Source organism: Solimonas flava DSM 18980 (genome assembly GCF_000426685.1).
In the GTDB taxonomy this organism is placed as follows: domain Bacteria; phylum Pseudomonadota; class Gammaproteobacteria; order Nevskiales; family Nevskiaceae; genus Solimonas; species Solimonas flava.
In genome coordinates this window covers 52,266-72,488 of sequence record NZ_AUFV01000008.1, presented here as the reverse complement: position 1 = coordinate 72,488, position 20,223 = coordinate 52,266, and the positions used below count along the sequence as shown (strand labels likewise).

Here is a 20,223-nt window from a genome sequence, read left to right as displayed (position 1 = left end):
ACCCTCGGGTCGCCTTTTTCGTTGCCACGCGGGCTCAGCCCGGTTTCCGCTCTTCCGGCTTGTCCTGGTCGGCGTCGGGCGCAGCACCCTGCGTCGTTCGCGTCGCGCTTTCGAACAGCTTGAAGTAATCGGCAGCCGGCGCTGTCGCGCGGAACTGCGGCGCGCCGCCGCCGGCCGCCGACTCCGGCGTCGCCGCCAGCGGCGCCTCGGCGGGCTCGTCCGCGACGACGGTCGACGGGTTGCTGTCGACCACCGCCGCCTCGCTGACGACCGGGGCCTCGGCGACTTCCGGCGCCCGCTCCTCGGCCGCCGGCACGACGGCCTGCGGCTCGCTGCTCGCGACGGCAACCGGTGCCTGAGGCGCTTCGGGCTCGACCGGTTCCGGCGTGGCTTCTTGCTCCGCCGGCGCTTCGCTCGCGGCGCTGACGACGAACGCTTCGACCGGCGCCGGCTCCGCGGCTGCTTCTTGCACGTCGGGGGACGGCTCGGCGACGACGATCGGCGCCGCCATCGGGCTCTCGTCGCGCGTCACTTCGCGCAGCAGCGGCAGCTGCGTCTCGACCCGCTCGGTCCGCGCTGGCGCAACGGATTCGGCCGGCGCCGGCACGCTTGCTTCGGCTTCGGCTTCGGCTTCGGCTTCGGCTTCGGCTGGTGCGGCTTCGGTCGACGGGATTTCGGCAGGCGGCGTCTGGGCGAGTTCGACGCCAGCCGGCGTGCTCGCGGCGGCCACGGCACCGGCGGTGTCGGTTTCCGCGGCGTGCGACCCCATCTCTTCGTCGGCGAGCGCTTCGGCGTCGTTCAGCATCGCGCCGACGGCTTCGCCCGTCGCGCCGGCCGCCGCTGCGCGAGCGGCGTCGCGCTCGCGGCGATCACGACCGCCGCGGCGGCGGCGGCGGCCGCCACCGGCGCTGCGCTCTTCACCCGTGCGCGGCGCTGCATTCGGGGTCGCACCGGCCTCGGCGGCGATCTCGGCCGGGGCGATGGCCGTTTCCAGCTCGGCCGGTGCCGGCGCGGCTTCGGCGCGGGCGGCCGGGACCGGGTTCAGATTCGGGCGCGGCGCTTGCGGCGCCGGGTTCGCAGCCTGACCGGCGCGCTGCGGCTGGGCCTGCTGCGGCTGCGGCTGGCGCGGGGGCTGCGGCTGGCGCTGCGGCTGCTGCTGTTGCGGATTGCGCTGCGGCTGCTGCTGGCCGCGCTGCGGCTGGCCGTCGCGCGGCTGGCCGCGGCCGTCACTACGACCGCGATCGCGGCGCTGCGCGTCGCGCGGGCCGCCGCGGCGCTCGTCACGACGCTCGTCACGACGGCCACCTTCGCGGCGCGGCGGCGGCACCGGCGCCGCGATCGGCTTGACCGCGCGCGGGCCGAAGCCGAGCAGACGCATCAGGCGCGTCCAGAAACCATCGCCGGAGGCGGCAACGACCGGCTGCATGACGACCGGTGCCGGCTGCTGCACGACCACCGGCGTCGGTGCCGGCGTCGACGGCAGGATCTGCTTGACGGCGGGCTCGGGCAGGGTCTTCTGCACGGTCGCAGCCTTGCCGAGATCGTCCTGCGCCTTGGCGTCGAAATCCTGCACGAGCTGATAGCTCGTGCTGTCGTTGTCGTCCTGCTGCAGGTGGTCGGCGCGCACGCGACGGATCTCGTAGTTCGGCGTGTGCAGCGTCGGATTCGGCACCAGCGTAATGTAGGTGCGGTAGCGCGCCTCGATCTCGCGCACGGCGAGGCGCTTCTCGTTGAGCAGGAAGGTGCCGACGTCGACCGGCACCTGCGCGATGACGCGGCCGGTACGGTCCTTCATCGCTTCCTCTTCGATCAGGCGCAGGATCGACAGCGCCAGCGATTCGACGCTGCGGATGTGGCCGCGGCCCGAGCAGCGCGGGCAGGGGATCTGCGTGTGCTCGCCGAGGCTCGGACGCAGGCGCTGGCGCGACAGCTCGAGCAGGCCGAAGCGCGAGATCTTGCCGAGCTGGATGCGCGCGCGATCCATCTCGACGGCCTGCTCCAGGCGCTTCTCGACTTCGCGCTGGTTCTTCGTCGAATTCATGTCGATGAAGTCGATGACGATCAGGCCGCCGAGGTCGCGCAGGCGCAGCTGTCGGGCGATTTCGTCGGCGGCTTCGAGGTTGGTGTTGAACGCCGTGTCCTCGATGCTGCCGCCGCCGGTCGCTTTCGCCGAGTTGATGTCGATCGCGGTCAGCGCTTCCGACGGATCGATGACAATCGAGCCGCCCGACGGCAGGCGCACGGTGCGCTCGTGCGCCGATTCGATCTGCGATTCGATCTGGAAGCGCGAGAACAGCGGGATTTCATCCTTGTAGAGCTTGAGCCGCGGCAGGTTCTGCGGCATCACATGCTCCATGTGCGTCCGCGCCTGCTCGAAGATCTCGGTGTTGTCGATCACGACTTCGCCGATGTCGGCGCGCAGATAGTCGCGCAGCGCACGCAGGATGATGTTGTTTTCCTGATAGATCAGGAACGCGCCCTGGCGCTCGGCCGCGGCCTTCTCGATCGCGGACCAGATCTCGGCGAGGTAGTTGGCGTCCCACTGCAGCTCGTCGACCGTGCGGCCGACGCCGTTGCTGCGGATGATGACGCCCATGCCGTCCGGAATCTGCAGCTTTTCGAGCGCTTCCTTGGCTTCCTCGCGCTCGTCGCCCTCGGCCCGGCGCGACACGCCGCCGGCCTTCGGGTTGTTCGGCATCAGCACCAGATAGCGGCCGGCCAGCGAGACGAAGGTCGTCAGCGCCGCGCCCTTGTTGCCGCGTTCCTCTTTCTCGACCTGGACGATGATTTCCTGGCCTTCCTGCAGCTGCTCACGCAGATTGCCGCCGGACTTGCCTTCCTTGAAGTAGGACTTGGCGATTTCCTTGACCGGCAGGAAGCCGTGGCGTTCGGCGCCGTAATCGATGAAGCAGGCTTCGAGCGAGGGTTCGACGCGGGTGATGCGGCCTTTGTAGACGTTGCCCTTCTTCTGTTCGCGGGCGGCGGTTTCAATGTCGAGGTCTTGCAGCTTCTGGCCGTCGACGATCGCCACGCGCAGCTCCTCGCGCTGCGTGGCATTGATCAAGATGCGCTTCATGTGAAATGTCCTGTAGGGCGCAGCGGCCGGCGTCGGTGGACTCGTCCCGGATTCCGCGGTTTCCGCGAATCGTCATGGAGTCTCCCCGGCGCGGTGCACGCGCGTTCTGATTTAAACCTGTAGCCACCTGCAGCGGATGCGGCGCGGCGACTGGAATTCGGAGCGGATGTCGGGCTGATACAATAGCAACGAGCCCTGCATCTCATTTTTCTTCCGTAACCGTCGATTCGGGAACGGAATTTCGACCTGAATCGACGGACATTCCTATTTTGACACAAGATCGTCCACAAGTCAGATATGTGTCGGCCGGTGCCCGAGACGAGGGGCAGCGGATCGACAATTTCCTTTTGAAACAATTGCCTGGCGTTCCGAAGTCGCACGTCTACCAGCTCCTGCGTTCGGGTCAGGTGCGGGTCAACGGTGGACGCGTCAAGGCAGAAAGAAAACTGTCGTCCGGCGACGAGGTGCGCATTCCGCCGGTTCGCGCCGCCGACAAGGCACAGGTGGCACGGCCGCCGGACGCGGTCCTCAACCGTCTGCGCGCAGCGATCGTGCACGAGGACGAGCATTACCTGGCGATCTCCAAGCCGGCAGGGCTGGCCGCGCATGCCGGCAGCGGCGTGCCGTACGGCGTCATCGAAGCCGTGCGGGCCTGGAACAAATACGATTTCATCGAGCTCGCGCATCGCCTCGACCGCGATACCAGCGGCGTGCTGCTGCTGGCCAAGTCGCGGCCGGCGCTGCTGCGCGCGCAGCGCGCGCTCAAGCACGGCGAGGCGGAGAAGCGCTATTTTGCGCTGCTGATCGGCAAGTGGCGCGGCGAGGACCGCGACGTCGACGCCGCGCTGGTCAAGAGCCGCCTGCAGTCCGGCGAGCGCCGCGTGAAGATCGACGAGGACGACGGCAAGCCGTCGAAATCCCGCTTCTCGCCGAAGAGCCGCTATCGCGACGCGACGCTCTGCGAAGTGCAGATCTTCTCCGGCCGCACGCACCAGATCCGCGTGCACGCGCTGGCGCTCGGTCACCCGGTCGCCGGCGACACCAAGTACGGCGAGCGCGAGGACAACAAGCCGCTGCGCGAGCTCGGCCTCAAGCGCATGTTCCTGCATTCGCATTTCCTGAAGCTGGCGCCGGAGGGTGACTTCCCGAAGCTGATCCTCAACGCGGCCTTTCCGGACGAGCTGCGCGACGTGCTCGACCGCCTGCCGCGCGCGCGCTGAGCGGGGCGGGGCGCGATGGACCGCATCCGGCTCGTCATTTTCGACTGGGACGGCACGCTTGCCGACTCCGCCGCGCAGATCGTCGGCGCGATGCAGCGGGCGATCGCGGCGCTCGATCTGCCGCCGCGCCCGGACGAATCGATCCGCGAGCTGATCGGGCTCAGCCTCGTCGACGCGCTGCGGCGGCTGTACCCGGACGCGGACGTCGGCTACCTGCGTCAGCTGCTCGACCGCTACCGCGCGCACTGGCTGGCTGATGGCAGCGGTGAAGCGCCGCTGTTCGCGCAAGGGCTCGAAGCCTTGCGCACCCTGCACGGCGAGGGCCTGCGCCTGGCGATCGCGACCGGCAAGAGCCGGCGCGGCCTCGACCGATCGCTGGCGCACCACGTCGACGTTCGCGAGCTGATCGTCAATTCGCGCACGGCCGACGAGACGGCGTCGAAGCCCGATCCGCTGATGCTGCGGGAGCTGCTCGCCGACGAAGGGTTGCAGCCGGAGCAGGCGCTGATGGTCGGCGACACCGAGTATGACGTGGCGATGGCGGGTGCGATCGGCATGCCGGCGATCGGCGTGACCTGCGGCGTGCACGCCCCGCAGCGCCTGCTCGGCGCCGGCGCGCATGCGCTGCTCGAACGCGTGGCCGATTTGCCGGTCTGGCTCGCGCAGGCGCGCGCCGCTAGCCGCTAGGGCAACGGCGTTCCGGCTTCGGCCAGCAGACGGCGCACGGCGATCAGCGGCAGGCCGACCAGGGCGGTCGGATCGCGGCTCTCGATCGCGTCGAACAGCGTGATGCCGTAAGACTCGCACTTGAAGCTGCCGGCGCAATCGAGCGCCGGTTCGGTCTCGATGTAGCGCTCGATCTCGTCGGCGCGCAGCGCGCGAAAGCGCACGAGCGTCAGATCCAGCGCCTCTAGCATGCGCTCGCCGTCGGTGAGCGCGACCGCCGTCAGGAAGCGCACCGCGCGGCCACTGCAGCGCGACAGCTGCACGCGGGCGCGTTCGAGGCTGCCGGGCTTGCCGAGGATCGCGTCGTCGAGGCTTGCGACCTGATCCGAGCCGAGGATCCACTGGCCCGGGTGGCTGCTGGCGAGCGCTGCAGCCTTGGCGCGCGCCAGCCGTTGCACCAGCGCTTCGGCCGCTTCGCCGGGCGCCGGTGTTTCGTCGACCGCGGAGGCCTTTGCCACGAACGGCAGGCGAAGGCGCGCCAGCAGTTCCGCCCGGTAGCGCGAGCCGGATGCGAGGACGAGCGGCCGGTCGGCGCTGATGCGGGCCGGAGAAGCGATATTAAGCATTGGAATTCTTTGACTTTTGAAGGGGGCGTGACTATGATTCGCGCCCTTTTTCGGGGCCGGAGCGAGCATGCCGATTCCGCAGAGCGTCCGGGCATCGACCGCCGTCGCGCAGAGCCAAGCGTACCGCGGCGAATTGCCGGTGCGCAGCTTCGAGCGTCTGCGTCCCTTGCTGGCCGACGACGCTGGCGAGGTGCAGGTCGGCCTGCAGGCGTCGAAGTCGCAGGGCCAAGCGCGGCTGCGCGGCACGCTGGATGGAGCGCTGACGCTGCGCTGCCAGCGCTGCGAAAAGCCGTACGCCTGGCCGATGCACGTCGAGGTCGACCTGCGTCTGGTCGATACCGAAGAGGAAGAGCAGTCCGTCTTGCACGAGGCGGATCCGTATCTGGTGCAGGACGACAGCCTGCCGCTGCGCGAGATCGTCGAAGACGAACTCCTGCTGGCACTGCCGATGCTGCCGCGTTGTGAATCGTGCGAAAATGCGATCCAAGCCTCGCCGGCCGCACCTGCGGACGAAAGCGGGGAGGTCCGCCGGGAACAGAACCCATTCGCGGCGCTGAAAGAGCGTTTAGGTAAACAGCAGTAGGGCATCCGCCCGACGGAGTTAGAGACATGGCAGTTCAGGATTCCAAGAAGTCCCGTGCGAAACGCGGCCACCGCCACGCGCACTGGAAGAACAAGGTGCAGGCTCCGGCCCTGTCGACCGATCCGACCTCGGGCGAGACGCACCGCCGTCACCACGTGACTGCCGACGGTTACTACCGCGGCAAGAAGGTCGTGGACACGGCTCCGGCGGCCGACGCCGGCGAGTAAGCGCCGGTGCCGTCGGGCATGCCCGCTACGGCTCCCGTCGTTTTATCGATCGACGCCATGGGCGGCGATCACGGTCTGCAAACGACCGTGGACGCCGCTCTTTTGGCGTTGGCCGAGCACGAGGGGTTGCAACTGGTCCTGGTCGGCGACGAGTCGCTGGTCGAAGCCGCGCTGAAGGCGCGCAAGCCGGCGGCGCTGCTGCGCGCGCGTATCGCTGTGCAGCACGCCGCGGAAGTGGTCGGCATGGATGAGGCGCCGTCCAAGGCGCTGCGCAACAAGAAGGATTCGTCGCTGCGCGTGGCGATCAACCTCGTGCGCGACGGCCGTGCGCAGGCCGTGGTGTCGGCCGGCAACACCGGCGCGCTGATGGCGACCGCCAAGTTCGTGCTGAAGACGCTGCCGGGCATCGACCGGCCGGCCATCATCTCGCCGATTCCGTCGATGAGCGGCCATGTGCACATGCTCGATCTCGGCGCCAACGCCGAGTGCAGTGCCGAGCAGCTGTTCCAGTTCGCCGTCATGGGCTCGGCACTGGTCACGGCGATCCACGGCATCGAGCGACCGCGGGTGGCGCTGCTCAACATCGGCGAGGAAGAGATCAAGGGCAACGAGGTCATCAAGCAGACCGCGCATCTGCTGCAGGCCTCGCAGCTGAATTACATCGGCTTCGTCGAAGGCGACGGCGTGTTTCTGCGCGACATCGACGTCGTCGTCTGCGACGGCTTCACCGGCAACATCGCGCTGAAGACCGGCGAAGGCGTCGCCAAGCTGATCTACCACTACATCAAGCAGGAATTCACGCGCTCGGCGTTCACCAAGCTCGCCGCGCTCGCGGCGATGCCGGCGCTCAAGGCGCTCGGCAAGCGCATGGATCCGCGCAACTACAACGGCGCCAGCCTGGTCGGTCTCAACGGCATTGTCATCAAGTCGCACGGCAGCGCCGACGCGCTGGCCTTCGCTGCGGCGATCCGCGTCGCCGTGCGCGAAGTCCAGCATGATGTGCCGGCGCGGATTTCGCGGCTGCTCGCGGTTGCGCTGCCGCAGCTGCCGAAGGCCGCGTCCGGCGAAGCCTGACGCCAGCGCGTCGCCGGTCGCGCCTCGTCGTCATGGATCCGCTCTACGCGACCCTGCAGCAGTGGAGCGCGCCGGCGCTGCTCGCGCTGCAGGTCGTCGTCATTCTGGTCGGTGCCTGGATCGTGCAGCGCCTGGTGGCGCGCGCGCTCAAGCGCATCGCGCGCCGCTATCTGTTTGCGCCCGAGCTCGCGCTCGTTCTGCGCGGTAGTTTGCGGGCGCTGATCTGGATCGCGGCGCTGATCGCCGTGCTCGGCCGGATCGGCGTGTCGGCGACGGTGCTGTGGACGGCGGTATCCGGCTTCGTGGCGGTTGCCGCGATCGCTTTCTTCGCGATCTGGAGCGTGCTGTCGAACCTGCTGTGCGCGATCCTGATCTTCACCGTCGGCGCGTTCCGGCTCGGCGACGAGGTGGAGCTGGTCGATGCCGCCGACAAGCCCGGTCTGAAGGGGCGCGTGGTTGCGATCAATCTGCTCTACACCACGCTCAGCGAAAGCGGCGGCGCCCAGGTGCAGATTCCGAACAGCATGTTCTTCCAGAAGGCCGTGCGCCGCTGGCGCGGCGGCCAGTGACGCCTCGCCAGGCGCCGGCGCGCGCCTCTAGAATGACCGGCTCCAACCTCGAAGCCGAACCCGCACCATGCCCGCCACGTCCGAACTGCCGTTCCTCGTCGCCGACATCGGCGGCACCAATGCGCGTTTCGCGCTGGCTTCGGGCGACGCCGAACAGCGGCCGGTGCTGTCTGCGATTCGCGAGCTGAGGGCCGCCGACTATCCGACGCTCGGCGCGGCGGCCCGGCACTATCTCGATCTTTGCGGGACGCAGGTCGAGACCGCCGTGTTCGCGGTCGCCTCGCCGGTCACCGGCGATCACATCAAGATCACCAACAACCCCTGGGCGTTCTCGGTACAGGCACTGCGCGCCGAGCTGGGCCTGCGCGCGCTGCAGCTGATCAACGACTTCGCGGCGGTCGGCCATGCGGTGCCGCACCTCGGCCATGGCGACGTGCGTGCGATCGGTGCGATGCCCGAGCGCCTCGCGCGCGATCACAGCGACGGCCATTACTCGGTGCTCGGACCCGGCACCGGCCTCGGCGTCGGCCGTCTGCTGCTGCGCAAGGGCGAGACCATCGTCATCGAGACCGAGGGCGGGCACGTCGGCTTCGCGCCGGCGGACGGCTACGAGCTGAAGATTCTCGAGCTGATGCTGCGGCGGTATCCGCGCGTGTCGGCCGAGCGTCTGTTGTCCGGGGCCGGCCTGCTGAATCTGTATCGCGTGGTCGCCGAGATCGAAGGGGTCGCCGCCGACGCCGAGACGCCGGCGCAGATCACCGGGCAGGCGGAGGCCGATCCGGACAGTCTGGCCGGGCGCACCGTGGCGCTGTTCTGCGGGCTGCTCGGCAGTTTCACCGGCGACACCGTGCTCGCGCATGGCGCCTGGGACGGCGTCTACCTCGCCGGCGGCATCACGCAGAAGCTGGTGCACTGGCTGGAGCAGGGCGCGTTCCGCACGCGCTTCGAACGCAAGGGGCGCTTCGAGCCACTGCTGCAACGGGTGCCGACGCTCGCGATCACGCATCCGCACGTCGGCCTGCTCGGCTCCGGCGCCTGCGCGCTGGGCCTGTACGAACGGCGCGGCGGCTGACGGGGCGGGGCGGCGCTCCGCAACGGAGCGTGCGCCGCGCGCGCCGGCCGCAGGGACGGCGCCCGGCTTTACTTGACCAGCTGGTTCAGATCGAAGATCGGCACGAGGATCGCGAGCACGATCAGCAGCACGATGCCGCCCATCACGACGATCAGCGCCGGCTCGAACACGCTGACTGTGGTCTGGACCAGCATCTCGACTTCGCGCTCCTGGTTCTCGGCCGAGCGATCGAGCATCTCGTCGAGACGGCCGGACGATTCGCCGGAGGCGATCAGGTGCACGGTGATCGGCGGGAACAGCTTGCTGGCCGCCAGCGAGCGGCTCAGCGAGGCGCCCTCGCGGACCTTGATCGTCGCTTCGTCGATCGCTTCGCGCATCGGCAGATTGGTGACGACCTGCGTGCCGATGCGCATGGCGTCGAGGATCGGCACGCCGGAGCCGAACAGGATGCCGAGCGTGCGCGTGAAACGGCCGGTGTTGGCGCCGCGCGTGAGGCGCCCGATCAGCGGCACCCGCAGCAGGAAGCCGTGCACGCGCCGTTTGAACGGCGCAGCCTGCATCATGCGCGCGAACATGAATGCGCCGGCGGCGATCAGGATCAGCAGGTAGATGCCCCATTCACGCAGGAAGTTCGAAACGGCGATCAGCGCGCGCGTCAGCAGCGGCAGCTGCGCGCCGATGCTGTCGAACACGCCGACGACCTGCGGCACGACGTAGGTCAGCAGCGCCACGACCACGCCGATCGCGACCACCGTCAGGATCACCGGGTAGATCAGCGCGAGGCTGACGCGCGACTTCAGCACCTGGCGGCGCTCGACGTAGTCGGCGAGGCGCTCGAGGATGTAGTCGAGCTTGCCCGACTGCTCGCCGGCTTCGACGGTGGCGCGGAACAGCGGCGGAAAGGCGTTCGGGAACTGGTTCAGCGAATGGGCGAGGGAGTTGCCTTCGATGACGCCGGCGCGCACGCCAAGCGCGACGCGCTTGACGCGCTTGCTCTCGCTTTGCTCGGACACCGCGGTCAGCGCCTCGTCGAGCGGCAGGCCCGAGCGCACGAGGATCGCGAGCTGGCGCGTGAACAGGGCGAGCTCGGCGCTGCCGATGCTGCCACCGCCGCGGCTGAACGGCGCACCGCCGCTGGCCCGGCGTTCGGAAACCTGGGTGACGTCGAGCGGCGTCAGGCCCCGCTCGCGCAGCAGCTGGCGGGCGTGGCGCGGCGTATCGCCTTCGATCAGGCCCTTCTTCTGGCGGCCCTGTGCGTCGAGGGCGCTGTATTCGTACGCGGCCATGCGTCAGCCGCGCCCGGTCGTGGCGGGCGCCGACGCGACGGCGCGGCCGGCATCGGGACGAGGCGGCGACGCAGGCATCTTCAGTCCTCGATCGTCACGCGCAGGACTTCGCGCAGCGTGGTCTGGCCGGCGACGACCTTGTCGCGGCCCGACTGCAGGATGCCGGGGCCCTGCGAGCGCGCGTAGGCTTCGAGCTGCTGCTCGGAGGCGTTGTCGTGAATCATCGCCTCGAGCTTGCGGTCGACCTCGATGACTTCGTGCACGCCGGTGCGGCCGAGGTAGCCGGTATGGCGGCAGGCCGGGCAGCCGACCGGCTTGAACAGCGTCAGCGGCTGCGCCGGGTCGCGGTCGAGCTGCTCCTTCTCGGCGGCACTGGCCTCGTAAGGTTCCTTGCAGTGCCGGCACAGCTGGCGCACCAGACGCTGCGCCATCAGGCCGATCAGCGAGCTCGACAGCTGATACGGTTCGACGCCCATGTCGCGCAGGCGCGTGACGGCGCCGACCGCGGTATTGGTGTGCAGCGTCGACAGCACGAGGTGGCCGGTCTGCGAGGCCTGCACCGCGATCTCGGCGGTTTCGAGGTCGCGGATTTCGCCGATCATCACCACGTCCGGGTCCTGGCGCAGGATCGCGCGCAGGCCGCGCGCGAAGGTCATCTCGACCTTGGTGTTGACCTGGGTCTGGCCGACGCCGTCGATGTAGTACTCGATCGGGTCCTCGACCGTCATGATGTTGCGCGAGCGGTCGTTGAGCACCGACAGCGCGGAATACAGCGTCGTGGTCTTGCCCGAGCCGGTCGGACCGGTCACGAGCAGGATGCCGTAGGGGTGGTGGATGATGCGCTTGAGCGCGGCGATCGAATGCGCGTCGAGGCCGAGCTGTTCGAGGTCGAGCTTCTCGGCCTGCTTGTCGAGGATACGCATCACCACGCGTTCCTGATTGACGCCGGTCGGGATCGTCGACACGCGCACGTCGACCTTGCGGCCGCCGAACGCGCGCGAGATGCGGCCGTCCTGCGGCAGGCGCTTCTCGGCGATGTCGAGCTTGGCCATGACCTTGATGCGCGAGACCAGACGCGGTGCGAGCTGGCGCGGCGGCGCCATCACCTCGCGCAGCACGCCGTCGACGCGGAAGCGGATCTGCAGGCGGCTCTCGAAGCTTTCGATGTGAATGTCGGAAGCGTTCTCGCGGATCGCCTCGACGAGCAGGCCGTTGATGAACTTGATGACCGGCGCGTCGTCGTCGGATTCGAGCAGATCCTGGTTGTCCTGCAACGCCTGGGCGAGTGCGTCGAGATCGGCCTCGTCGTCCTGCAGGCTGTCCATCAGGCTCGCGGTCGCCGCGGTCTGGCCTTCGTAGGTGCGCGACAGCAGTGCGTCGAACTCCTGGGCCGACACCGACTGCAGCTTGAGCGGGCGGCCGACGAAGCGGCGCGTTTCCTGCACCGCGTCGAGCGCGACGCCGGGGCGCGCGACGGCGATGACATGGTCGCCGAGGTCTTCGGTGACGATCAGGCCGTGCCGCTTGGCGAACGTGAACGGCGGGCGCCGCAGCGTGTCCATCATGGGGTCGGCGACGGCTCGGTCGTCGGTGCCGGGATCGCGCCAGGGGCCTGTGCGGGGGGCTGCGAAGCGGGCGGCTGGGGTTCGGCGGCGCCCGGCTCCGGCGTACCGGCGGGCGGCGTCGCCGACGGCGCGATTTCGATCGGCGGCATCGTCGGGCTCGCGGCGGGTGGCGCCGACGTCGTCGGGGCCGGCGCCGTCTGCGGCGGGCGGTCGCCGCGCCAGGTGTCGAAGCTGCGCAGCAGCGGATAGTCGGTGCCGCTGGCGGCGTCGATCAGCGACTGCCGGACGTTGTCGTACTTCTTGCGCGAGTAGTACTCGATCTGCGTGTCCTGACGCAGGATCGACGGCCGGATGAACAGCATCAGGTTCTGCTTGCTCTTCTTGATCGAGTTGCTGCGGAACAGGGCGCCGAGCAGCGGGATGTCGCCGAGCAGCGGGATCGAGCTCTTCGAGGCCTGGATCTGGTCGTCGATCAGGCCGCCGATGACGAGGATCTGACCGTCCTCGACGCTGACGACGTTGCTCAGCGTGCGCTTGTTGGTGATCAGATTCGATGAGCCGGCGGCGCCGCTGGCAATGCCCGAAATCTCGAGGTTGATCTTCAGCTTGACGGTGTCGCCCTCGCTGATCTGCGGCGTCACCGACAGCGTCAGGCCGACGTCCTTGCGGTCGATCGTCTGGAACGGGTTGACCGAGCCGGACACCGACGACGTGCCGGTATTGGAGTAGCTGCCCGACAGGAACGGCACTTCCTGGCCGACCGAGAACTTGGCTTCCTCGTTGTCGAGCGTGACCAGCGACGGCGTCGACAGCACGTTGGTGTCGCCGTCGCTCTTCAGGGCGCGGATCAGCGCGCCGTAGATGCCGCCGGAGCCGGTCGTGGCGCCGACCACCATGGTGCCGCCGGAACCGATCAGCGACGCGGCTGCCGAGGCGTAGGCGGAGGTGCTGGTGCTCGTGGAAGTGGTCACGCTGCTGAGGCGCGACAGCGCGCTCTGCGTGCTGCTGTTGAGGATGCCGGCCGCGGCGACGTGGTTCGGGTCGTAGGCGACCCAGTCGACGCCGATTTCCTTCTGCTTGTTGGCGCTGACTTCGGCGACGATGCCCTCGACCAGCACCTGCGCGCGGCGGATGTCGAGCTGGGCGATGACGTCGCGGATCTGCCGCATCGCCTTCGGCGGGGCGGTGATGATCAGCGCGTTGGTGTCCTTGTCGGCGAGCACGCGGGCGTCGCCGTTGCCGCCGCCGGACGCGCTGCTGGCCGCCGCCGGCGTCGCCGCGGCGGTGCCGGCGGTGCTGCGCTGCTGCTGTTGCTTGACCTGCTGGGCGTAGCCTTCGAGGATCGGCGCGAGGTTCTCGGCGCTGGCGTAGCGCAGGTAGACGACCTGCGTCGCGCCGCCGTCCGGCAGTTCGACATCGAGCTGACGGACGATCGCGATCAGGCGCGCGCGATCGGCCTTGTCACCGCCGATCAGGATGCTGTTGCTGCGCTCGTCGGCGATGATGGTCGCCGGCTTGCTCGCCGGATCGGCCTGCTTGTCCTGCTGCGTCATCGTCGTCAGCGTACGCACGACGTCGGCGGCGGAAGCGTATTGCAGCTTGATGTTCTCGATGTCGCGGTCGCCGGCCTGATCCATCTGCCGGATCAGCGCGCCGAGACGTGCCACGTTGGCGGCGCGGTCGGCGACGATCAGGGTGTTGTTCGGCTGATAGGCGGCCAGATGCGCCCACTGCGGCATCAGCGGGCGCAGGATCGGCACCAGCTGCGAGGCGCTGACGTTCTGCAGCTGGAACACATGGGTGACGACTTCATCGCGGGCCAGGCGCGTGCCGTCCGAGGTATAGGCGCCGCCTTCCCACTTCACGTTGGCGTCCGGCACGATCTTGATCGCGCCGCCCGACGGAATCGCCGCAAAGCCGTTGACCTGCAGCACCGCGAGGAAGGTTTCGTAGAGGCTGTCGGAGTTCATCGGCGAAGCCGAGATCACCGTCACCTTGCCGCGCACGCGGCTGTCGACGATGAAGTTCTTGCCGGTGACGTCGCTGACGGTCGCGATCAGCGTATTGATGTCCGCGTCCTTCAGATTGAGGGTGATGTCCGCATGCGCGGGGCCGGCGGCCAGCCAGACGAGCGCCGCCATCGCGCAAACGAGAGGTCTGCGGAGCTTCATATTCAATTGAGGGTCACGTTGAAGGTTTGGGTCTGGCCGCCGCGCTCGACGGTCAGCGATACGCTGCTGGCCTTGGACAGATCGGTCAGCATCTGCAGGGCCTTCTGGCCATCGTCCAATTGTACGCCGTTGACCGAGGTCACCAGATCGCCCGGACGCAGGCCCAGCTGGTTGAACGCACCGCGGTCGCGGCCGGGATAGATGCGGAAGCCCTTGAGCTGGCCGTTGACGTTGGCAGGCTGCACGCGGATGTACTGCGAGGCCTTGCTCGGATCGCTCATCACCTCGTCGCGGATGCGGCTCAGCATCTGCGCGGTATCGCCGCCGGCGCCGGCCGCGCCGCGCGGTGGCGGCGCTTCGGCCGTACTCGGCGTGTCCTTGTTGAGTCGCAGCGTCTCCAGCGTGCCGTTGCGCGACAGCACGACGCGGTCGGGGAAGATCGCCTGGAGGCTCACGCCGCGGATCACGTCGTCGCCGATCGCATAGGGCTTTTCCTCGCCGTCCGAGCTGCCGATCAGCGCGCGCGACTCGTTCTCGGCAGTCGCCGAAAGGATGCCGAGCAGGGTCAGCGACAGGCGCGTGTCCGGGGCTTCCGCAGCGTTCTGCGCGCTCGGGGCGGGCTGGTAGGCGCCGAACAGGTGCGCATCGGCAAGCGCCTGAACATTGGTTTCGGCGCGCGCGGACGTCGCCGGCGGCGGCAGCGGCGGCGCCTGCCAGCGGGCGGCCTCGGGGACCGGCATCAGAGCCCAGACCAGCTGCGCCGCCAGATACGCGACGGCCACCACGAGCAGCAGCACCGCGAGCGGCGGCAGCTTGCGCCCGTGCTGTTCGTAAAGGCGACCGAGGGATTGCAGCGAGGGACTGAAGGTCATGAGGGCCGATGATACCTGCGCTACGTGAAAGGAAATAGCCGATCTTGGTAAGGGATTGCACCCTAACCCGAATTCCGGAGCGCGCGGCGCCGGCCGCATTTGCGGCCGCGGGGCGGCATTCAGTAGCCTGCGTCGCGCCCGCCGCCGACCGGCGCCGGGGTTGGGGGGAAGATCATGTCGCCACGTACGCGCATCCGCGCCGGCATCAGCGCCGTCGTGTTCGCGCTGTTCCTGCTGCACACCGCGCGCGTGCTGCCGCTGCGCCTGCTCGACGTCGTCGAGGCGTTCACCTATGACGCCCGCGTCATGCTGACGATGCCGGATCGGGCCGATCCGAAGATCGTCATCGTCGATCTCGACGAGAAAAGCCTGGCCGCCGAAGGCCAATGGCCGTGGACGCGCGACAAGCTGGCGGTTCTGGTCGAGCAGCTGTTCGACCGCTACCACGTGCGTGTGCTCGGTTTCGACATCGTCTTCGCCGAGGCCGATGACAAGGCGGAACGGCTGTGGCGTCAGCTCGCCGGCGGCGTGCTGGCCGATCTGCCGGGGCTGGCCGAGCGCCGCGCGGCGATCGCTGCCGATCTCGATTACGACGCCCGTTTCGCGGCGGCATTGCGTGGCCGGCCGGTGGTGCTCGGCAGCTTCTTCAAGCCGCGCCTCGATCCGGGCGAGCCGGCGCTGACCGGCCGCCTGTGCGCACCGCTGCTCGATGCCGCCAGCGCGCGCCTCTACGACGTGCGCTTCGTCGCGGCACGCGGCGCCGGCGGCAACGTGCCGGTGCTGCAGGAGGCGGTGCCGGACTGCGGCTTCTTCGACAATCCGAGCGTCGATTTCGACGGCGTCTACCGCCGCGTGCCGCTGCTGCAGGCCTACGAGGGGGCGGTCTATCCGTCGCTGGCGCTGGCGGTCGCGCGGCGGGCGCTCGGCGATGTGCCCGTCAGCCTCGAGTTCGATCCGCCCGAGGTGCGCACCTCGCTGCATCTGGAGCGCCTGCGCGTCGGTGACCGTACGGTGCCGGTCGATGCCCAGGCCGCCGCCTACGTGCCGTACCGCGGCGACAACCGTACGTTCCGCTACGTGTCGGCGACCGACGTGATCCGCGGCGCGGTCGCCGAGCCGGACCTGCTGCGCGACGCCGTCGTGCTGATGGGCGCGACCGCCGCCGGCTATCTCGATCTGCGCTCGACGCCGGTCAACAAGGTCTTTGCCGGGGTCGAGGTGCACGCCAATCTGGTCGACGGCATCCTCAATGGCGGCATCCGCCAGAAGGCGCCGTACTACGACGGCATCGAGGCGCTGCTGTTGCTGGCGGTGGCGCTGATCCTGGCCTGGGCGTTCTCGCATCTGGGCGCGGCCTGGAGTTCGCTGCTCGGCTTCGGCCTGGTCGGCGCGCTGATCGCGCTGGCGCTGGCCTTGTGGCAGGGCGCCGATTTCATCGTGCCGCTCGGCGTGCCGGTGCTGTTCACGTTGACCCTGTTCATGGCCCACCTGCTGTACGGCTACTTCATCGAATCGCGACGCGCGCGCAGCATTTCCAAGACCTTCGGCGAGTACGTGCCGCCGGAGATCGTCGCCGAAATGGCCGAGCGCGGCGGCGAGATCTCGATGGAAGGCGAGAGCCGCGAGATGACGGTGCTGTTCTCCGACGTGCGCGGCTTCACCAGCATTTCCGAGCGTCTCGACGCGCGCGAGCTGGCGGCGCTGATGAACGCCTTCCTGAGCCGGCAGACCGCCGTCATCCAGAAACATCGCGGCACCATCGACAAGTACATGGGCGATGCGGTGATGGCGTTCTGGGGCGCGCCGCTCGCCGATCCCGGACATGGCCTGCACGCGCTCGAAGCCGGCCTGGAAATGCTGCGCGCGGTGCGCGAACTCGACGCCGAGTTCGCGGCGCGCGGCTGGCCGCGGCTGGAGATCGGCGTCGGGCTCAACAGCGGCAAGATGAGCGTCGGCAACATGGGCTCGGCGTTCCGGCGCGCCTACACCGTGATGGGCGACGCCGTGAACCTCGGCTCGCGCGTCGAGGGTCTGACCAAGGCCTACGGGGTGTCGATCCTCTGCACGCAGTCGACCCGCGATGCGGCGCCCGGCGACTGGGCGTTCCGCGAACTCGACTACGTCCGCGTCAAGGGCAAGCAGGCGCCGGTCGCGATCTACGAGCCGTTCGGTCCCAAGGACGCGCTCGATCCGGGGCTGCGCCAGGATCTGGCCCGCCATCGTGGTGCGCTCAAGCTCTACCGCGCGCAGCAGTGGGATACTGCCGAGCGCGAGTTCGCGCTGCTGGCGCGGGGCGAGCGGCCGCATCCGGTCTATGCGCTGTTCCTCGAGCGTATCGCCTGGCTGCGCCGGCACCCGCCGGGGCCGGGCTGGGACGGCGCCTTCACCTTCGACCACAAGTAGCCTCTGCGGCCCGCTCCCGGACGTCGCGACGGACGGTCGCCGGCGGCTTTCCGGCGGCTGCTTGAGTTGCCTGCCGACGCCCCCACAATGGAGCGACGACGGTAAACTGGCACCATGAGCAACGAGGTCAAACGCGGCGATTCCGGTCAGGGTCTGGCGATCGAGGAGGCCAAGCCCCGGCTGGCCCCGCCGCCGCAATACAAGGTCATCATGATCAATGATGACTACACGCCGATGGAATTCGTGGTCCAGGTTTTGCAGCAGTTCTTCCGCCACTCCCGTGAGAAAGCGGTACAGATCATGCTGGAGATTCATACGGCGGGACGCGGTGTCGCCGGGGTGTTTCCGGCGGAGATCGCTGAGACGAAGACGGCGCAGGTCAACGCCTACGCGCGCAAGAATCAGCATCCGCTGCTGACTGTCATGGAGCAGGCCTGAGCCTGATCGTGCGCGGCCTGGCCGGTCAGGGTATGTTTGGTTTCACGAACGTGGTATCGCGCTCGCGCGCGGAGGTCGCGGATGCTTAGCGAAGAACTGCAGAAGGCGCTGGATGCGGCTTTCGTTTCGGCCCGGATGGAAGGGCACGAGCTGCTGACGGTCGAGCACCTGTTGCTCGCCCTGCTGTCGGACACGCACGTCGCCGAAGCGTTGAGCTCCAGCGGTGCCGACACCGAGAAGCTCGAGGTCGCGCTCAAGGACTACATTCGCAACCACATCCAGTCGATCAAGGACGTCGAGAAGCACGAAGTGCAGCCGACGCTGTCGTTCCAGCGCGTGCTGCAGCGGGCGATCTATCACGTCCAGGCGGCCGGCAAGAAGCAGGTGTCGACGCTCAACGTGCTCGTCGCCATCTTCTCGGAAAAGGATACGCACGCGGTCTATCTGCTCGGCGAGCAGGGCGTGTCGCGTCTCGACATCGTCAATTTCATCTCGCACGGCATCGCCAAGAACGGCTCCTCGCAGCCGGACAAGGCGCCGGATGCCGAGAGCGGCGAGGAAGGCGGAGACAAGGGCCAGACGCAGAGCGCGCTGGAGCAGTACGCCGTCAATCTCAACGAGCGGGCCGCGGAAGGCCGCATCGATCCGCTGATCGGGCGCGATCTCGAGATCGAGCGCGTCATGCAGACGCTGTGCCGCCGGCGCAAGAACAACCCGCTGCTGGTCGGCGAGGCCGGCGTCGGCAAGACCGCGATCGCCGAAGGTCTGGCCTGGCTGGTCGTCGAAGGCAAGGTTCCCGACCTGCTGAAGAATGCGGTCGTCTACAGCCTCGATCTCGGCGCGCTGATCGCCGGCACCAAGTACCGCGGCGATTTCGAGAAGCGCTTCAAGGCCGTCATCAACGAGCTGCAGAAGCGGCCGGGCTCGATCGTCTTCATCGACGAGATTCACATGATCATCGGCGCCGGCGCCGCCAGCGGCGGCGTGATGGACGCGTCGAACCTGCTCAAGCCGCTGCTGGCCTCCGGCGAGCTGCGCTGCATGGGCTCGACCACCTATCAGGAATACCGCGGCATCTTCGAGAAGGACCGCGCGCTGGCGCGCCGTTTCCAGAAGATCGACGTCGGCGAGCCGAGCGTCGACGACGCCGTGAAGATCCTCGAGGGCCTGCGCGCCCGCTTCGAGGAGCACCATCAGGTGCAGTTCACGCGCGGCGCGCTGCGCTCGGCGGTCGAGCTGTCGGTCCGTCACATCACCGACCGCCATCTGCCGGACAAGGCGATCGATGTCATCGACGAGGCGGCGGCGCGCCTGCGCCTGCTGCCGGAGAGCAAGAAGCGCAAGACCGTACAGGTCCGCGACATCGAGGAAACCGTCGCCAAGATCGCGCGCATCCCGCCGAAGAGCGTATCGAGCAACGACCGCGACAAGCTGGCGACGCTGGAGCGCGACCTCAAGCTGGTGATCTTCGGTCAGGACGCCGCGATCGAGCAGCTGACTTCGAGTATCAAGCTGTCGCGCTCGGGCCTCGGCAATCCGGACAAGCCGATCGGCAACTTCCTGCTCGCCGGTCCGACCGGCGTCGGCAAGACCGAGGTGACGCGCCAGCTGGCGCAGCTGCTCGGCATCGAGCTGATCCGCTTCGACATGTCCGAGTACATGGAGCGCCACACCGTGTCGCGCCTGATCGGCGCGCCGCCGGGCTATGTCGGCTTCGACCAGGGCGGCCTGCTGACCGAGGCGGTCATCAAGCACCCGCACTGCGTCGTGCTGCTCGACGAGATCGAGAAGGCGCATCCGGATGTCTTCAACCTGCTGCTGCAGGTCATGGACCACGGCACGCTGACCGACAACAACGGCCGCAAGGCGGATTTCCGCAACGTCATCCTGGTGATGACGACCAACGCTGGCGCCGAGGAATCGTCGCGTCGCTCGATGGGTTTTGCCGAGCAGAACCACACCACCGACGCGATGGAGGTGATGCGCAAGATGTTCACGCCGGAGTTCCGCAACCGCCTCGACGCGATCGTGCAGTTCGCGCCGCTGGAACGGCGCGAGATCCTGCGCGTGGTCGACAAGTTCATCCTGCAGCTCGAGGAGCAGCTGGCGGCGAAGAACGTGCAGCTCGACGTCGACGAGTCGGCGCGGCTGTGGGTCGCCGACCGCGGCTACGACGTCAAGATGGGCGCCAGGCCGATGGCCCGCGTGATCCAGGAAAGCCTCAAGCGGCCGCTCGCCGAGGAGCTGCTGTTCGGCAAGCTGGTCAACGGCGGTCGTGTGCACGTGCTGCTCGGCGAGGGCGACCAGCTCGCCTTCGAGATCGAGGCACGCGAGAAGCCGACGCAGCTCGAACCGGTCTGAGGATCGCGACTGGA

At 68.5% G+C, this 20,223-nt stretch carries 16 protein-coding genes; 10 read left to right on the top strand and 6 right to left on the bottom strand.

Translation table 11 applies throughout. The features are described from left to right. Window positions 1-34: 34 nt before the first annotated feature. The gene (locus K343_RS0109335) at window positions 35-3,076 is read right to left on the bottom strand and encodes an Rne/Rng family ribonuclease (protein WP_028007848.1); all 3,042 of its coding nucleotides are present in this window, start codon (window positions 3,074-3,076) and stop codon (window positions 35-37) included. Between the two features lie 299 nt (window positions 3,077-3,375). On the opposite strand from K343_RS0109335, the gene K343_RS0109325 reads away from it, so the two are divergent. Continuing rightward, window positions 3,376-4,296, top strand: coding sequence for an RluA family pseudouridine synthase (locus K343_RS0109325; protein ID WP_028007847.1), 921 nt, complete (start codon window positions 3,376-3,378; stop codon window positions 4,294-4,296). 15 nt (window positions 4,297-4,311) lie between these two features. Then, complete coding sequence (locus K343_RS0109320; protein WP_028007846.1) at window positions 4,312-4,983, top strand: HAD family hydrolase; 672 nt, start codon at window positions 4,312-4,314, stop codon at window positions 4,981-4,983. Here the strand turns inward: K343_RS0109320 and K343_RS0109315 are convergent. Continuing rightward, window positions 4,980-5,588, bottom strand: coding sequence for a Maf family protein (locus K343_RS0109315; RefSeq protein ID WP_051278107.1), 609 nt, complete (start codon window positions 5,586-5,588; stop codon window positions 4,980-4,982). The genes K343_RS0109320 and K343_RS0109315 overlap by 4 nt on opposite strands. Window positions 5,589-5,655: 67 nt before the next feature. Here K343_RS0109315 and K343_RS0109310 point away from each other — a divergent pair, with 67 nt between their 5' ends. The 5 genes from K343_RS0109310 (at window position 5,656) to glk (ending at window position 9,113) form a co-directional block, all read left to right on the top strand. Then, entirely contained in the window at window positions 5,656-6,171 is a 516-nt protein-coding gene (locus tag K343_RS0109310; RefSeq protein WP_028007844.1) for a YceD family protein, read from the top strand. Between the two features lie 26 nt (window positions 6,172-6,197). Continuing rightward, window positions 6,198-6,398: a 50S ribosomal protein L32 gene (gene rpmF / locus K343_RS0109305; RefSeq protein WP_020648428.1), complete on the top strand. Its 201-nt coding sequence runs from the start codon at window positions 6,198-6,200 to the stop codon at window positions 6,396-6,398. A gap of 18 nt (window positions 6,399-6,416) precedes the next feature. Further along, window positions 6,417-7,472, top strand: a complete 1,056-nt coding sequence (plsX, locus tag K343_RS0109300) for a phosphate acyltransferase PlsX (protein WP_043112443.1) — start codon at window positions 6,417-6,419, stop codon at window positions 7,470-7,472. A 32-nt stretch (window positions 7,473-7,504) separates the two neighbouring features. Beyond that, entirely contained in the window at window positions 7,505-8,041 is a 537-nt protein-coding gene (locus K343_RS0109295) for a mechanosensitive ion channel family protein (RefSeq protein ID WP_028007842.1), read from the top strand. A gap of 67 nt (window positions 8,042-8,108) precedes the next feature. After that, window positions 8,109-9,113, top strand: a complete 1,005-nt coding sequence (gene glk / locus K343_RS0109290; RefSeq protein ID WP_028007841.1) for a glucokinase — start codon at window positions 8,109-8,111, stop codon at window positions 9,111-9,113. A gap of 68 nt (window positions 9,114-9,181) precedes the next feature. On the opposite strand, the gene gspF is transcribed toward glk, so the two are convergent. The 4 genes from gspF to gspC all read right to left on the bottom strand — a co-directional run bounded on the left by gspF (window position 9,182) and on the right by gspC (window position 15,007). Further along, a complete protein-coding gene (gspF, locus tag K343_RS0109285) occupies window positions 9,182-10,399 on the bottom strand; it encodes a type II secretion system inner membrane protein GspF (protein WP_028007840.1) in 1,218 nt (405 codons plus the stop codon). Window positions 10,400-10,479: 80 nt separating this feature from the next. Continuing rightward, window positions 10,480-11,961 carry a type II secretion system ATPase GspE gene (gspE, locus tag K343_RS0109280; RefSeq protein ID WP_051278106.1) on the bottom strand — a complete coding sequence of 494 codons (1,482 nt, stop codon included), beginning with the start codon at window positions 11,959-11,961 and terminating at the stop codon, window positions 10,480-10,482. Beyond that, window positions 11,961-14,105, bottom strand: coding sequence for a type II secretion system secretin GspD (gene gspD / locus K343_RS21540; protein ID WP_043112441.1), 2,145 nt, complete (start codon window positions 14,103-14,105; stop codon window positions 11,961-11,963). Before gspD ends, gspE begins: the two co-directional genes overlap by 1 nt. A 32-nt stretch (window positions 14,106-14,137) precedes the next feature. Then, on the bottom strand, window positions 14,138-15,007 hold the full coding sequence (gene gspC, locus K343_RS0109270) for a type II secretion system protein GspC (protein WP_028007838.1): 870 nt from the start codon (window positions 15,005-15,007) through the stop codon (window positions 14,138-14,140). 174 nt (window positions 15,008-15,181) lie between these two features. Between gspC and K343_RS0109265 the strand changes: the two genes are divergently transcribed. The 3 genes from K343_RS0109265 to clpA all read left to right on the top strand — a co-directional run bounded on the left by K343_RS0109265 (window position 15,182) and on the right by clpA (window position 20,209). Further along, window positions 15,182-17,410 carry a CHASE2 domain-containing protein gene (locus K343_RS0109265; protein ID WP_028007837.1) on the top strand — a complete coding sequence of 743 codons (2,229 nt, stop codon included), beginning with the start codon at window positions 15,182-15,184 and terminating at the stop codon, window positions 17,408-17,410. A 114-nt stretch (window positions 17,411-17,524) separates the two neighbouring features. Next, window positions 17,525-17,848 carry an ATP-dependent Clp protease adapter ClpS gene (clpS, locus tag K343_RS0109260; RefSeq protein WP_028007836.1) on the top strand — a complete coding sequence of 108 codons (324 nt, stop codon included), beginning with the start codon at window positions 17,525-17,527 and terminating at the stop codon, window positions 17,846-17,848. 81 nt (window positions 17,849-17,929) lie between these two features. Further along, a complete protein-coding gene (gene clpA, locus K343_RS0109255; RefSeq protein WP_028007835.1) occupies window positions 17,930-20,209 on the top strand; it encodes an ATP-dependent Clp protease ATP-binding subunit ClpA in 2,280 nt (759 codons plus the stop codon). Window positions 20,210-20,223 lie beyond the last annotated feature (14 nt).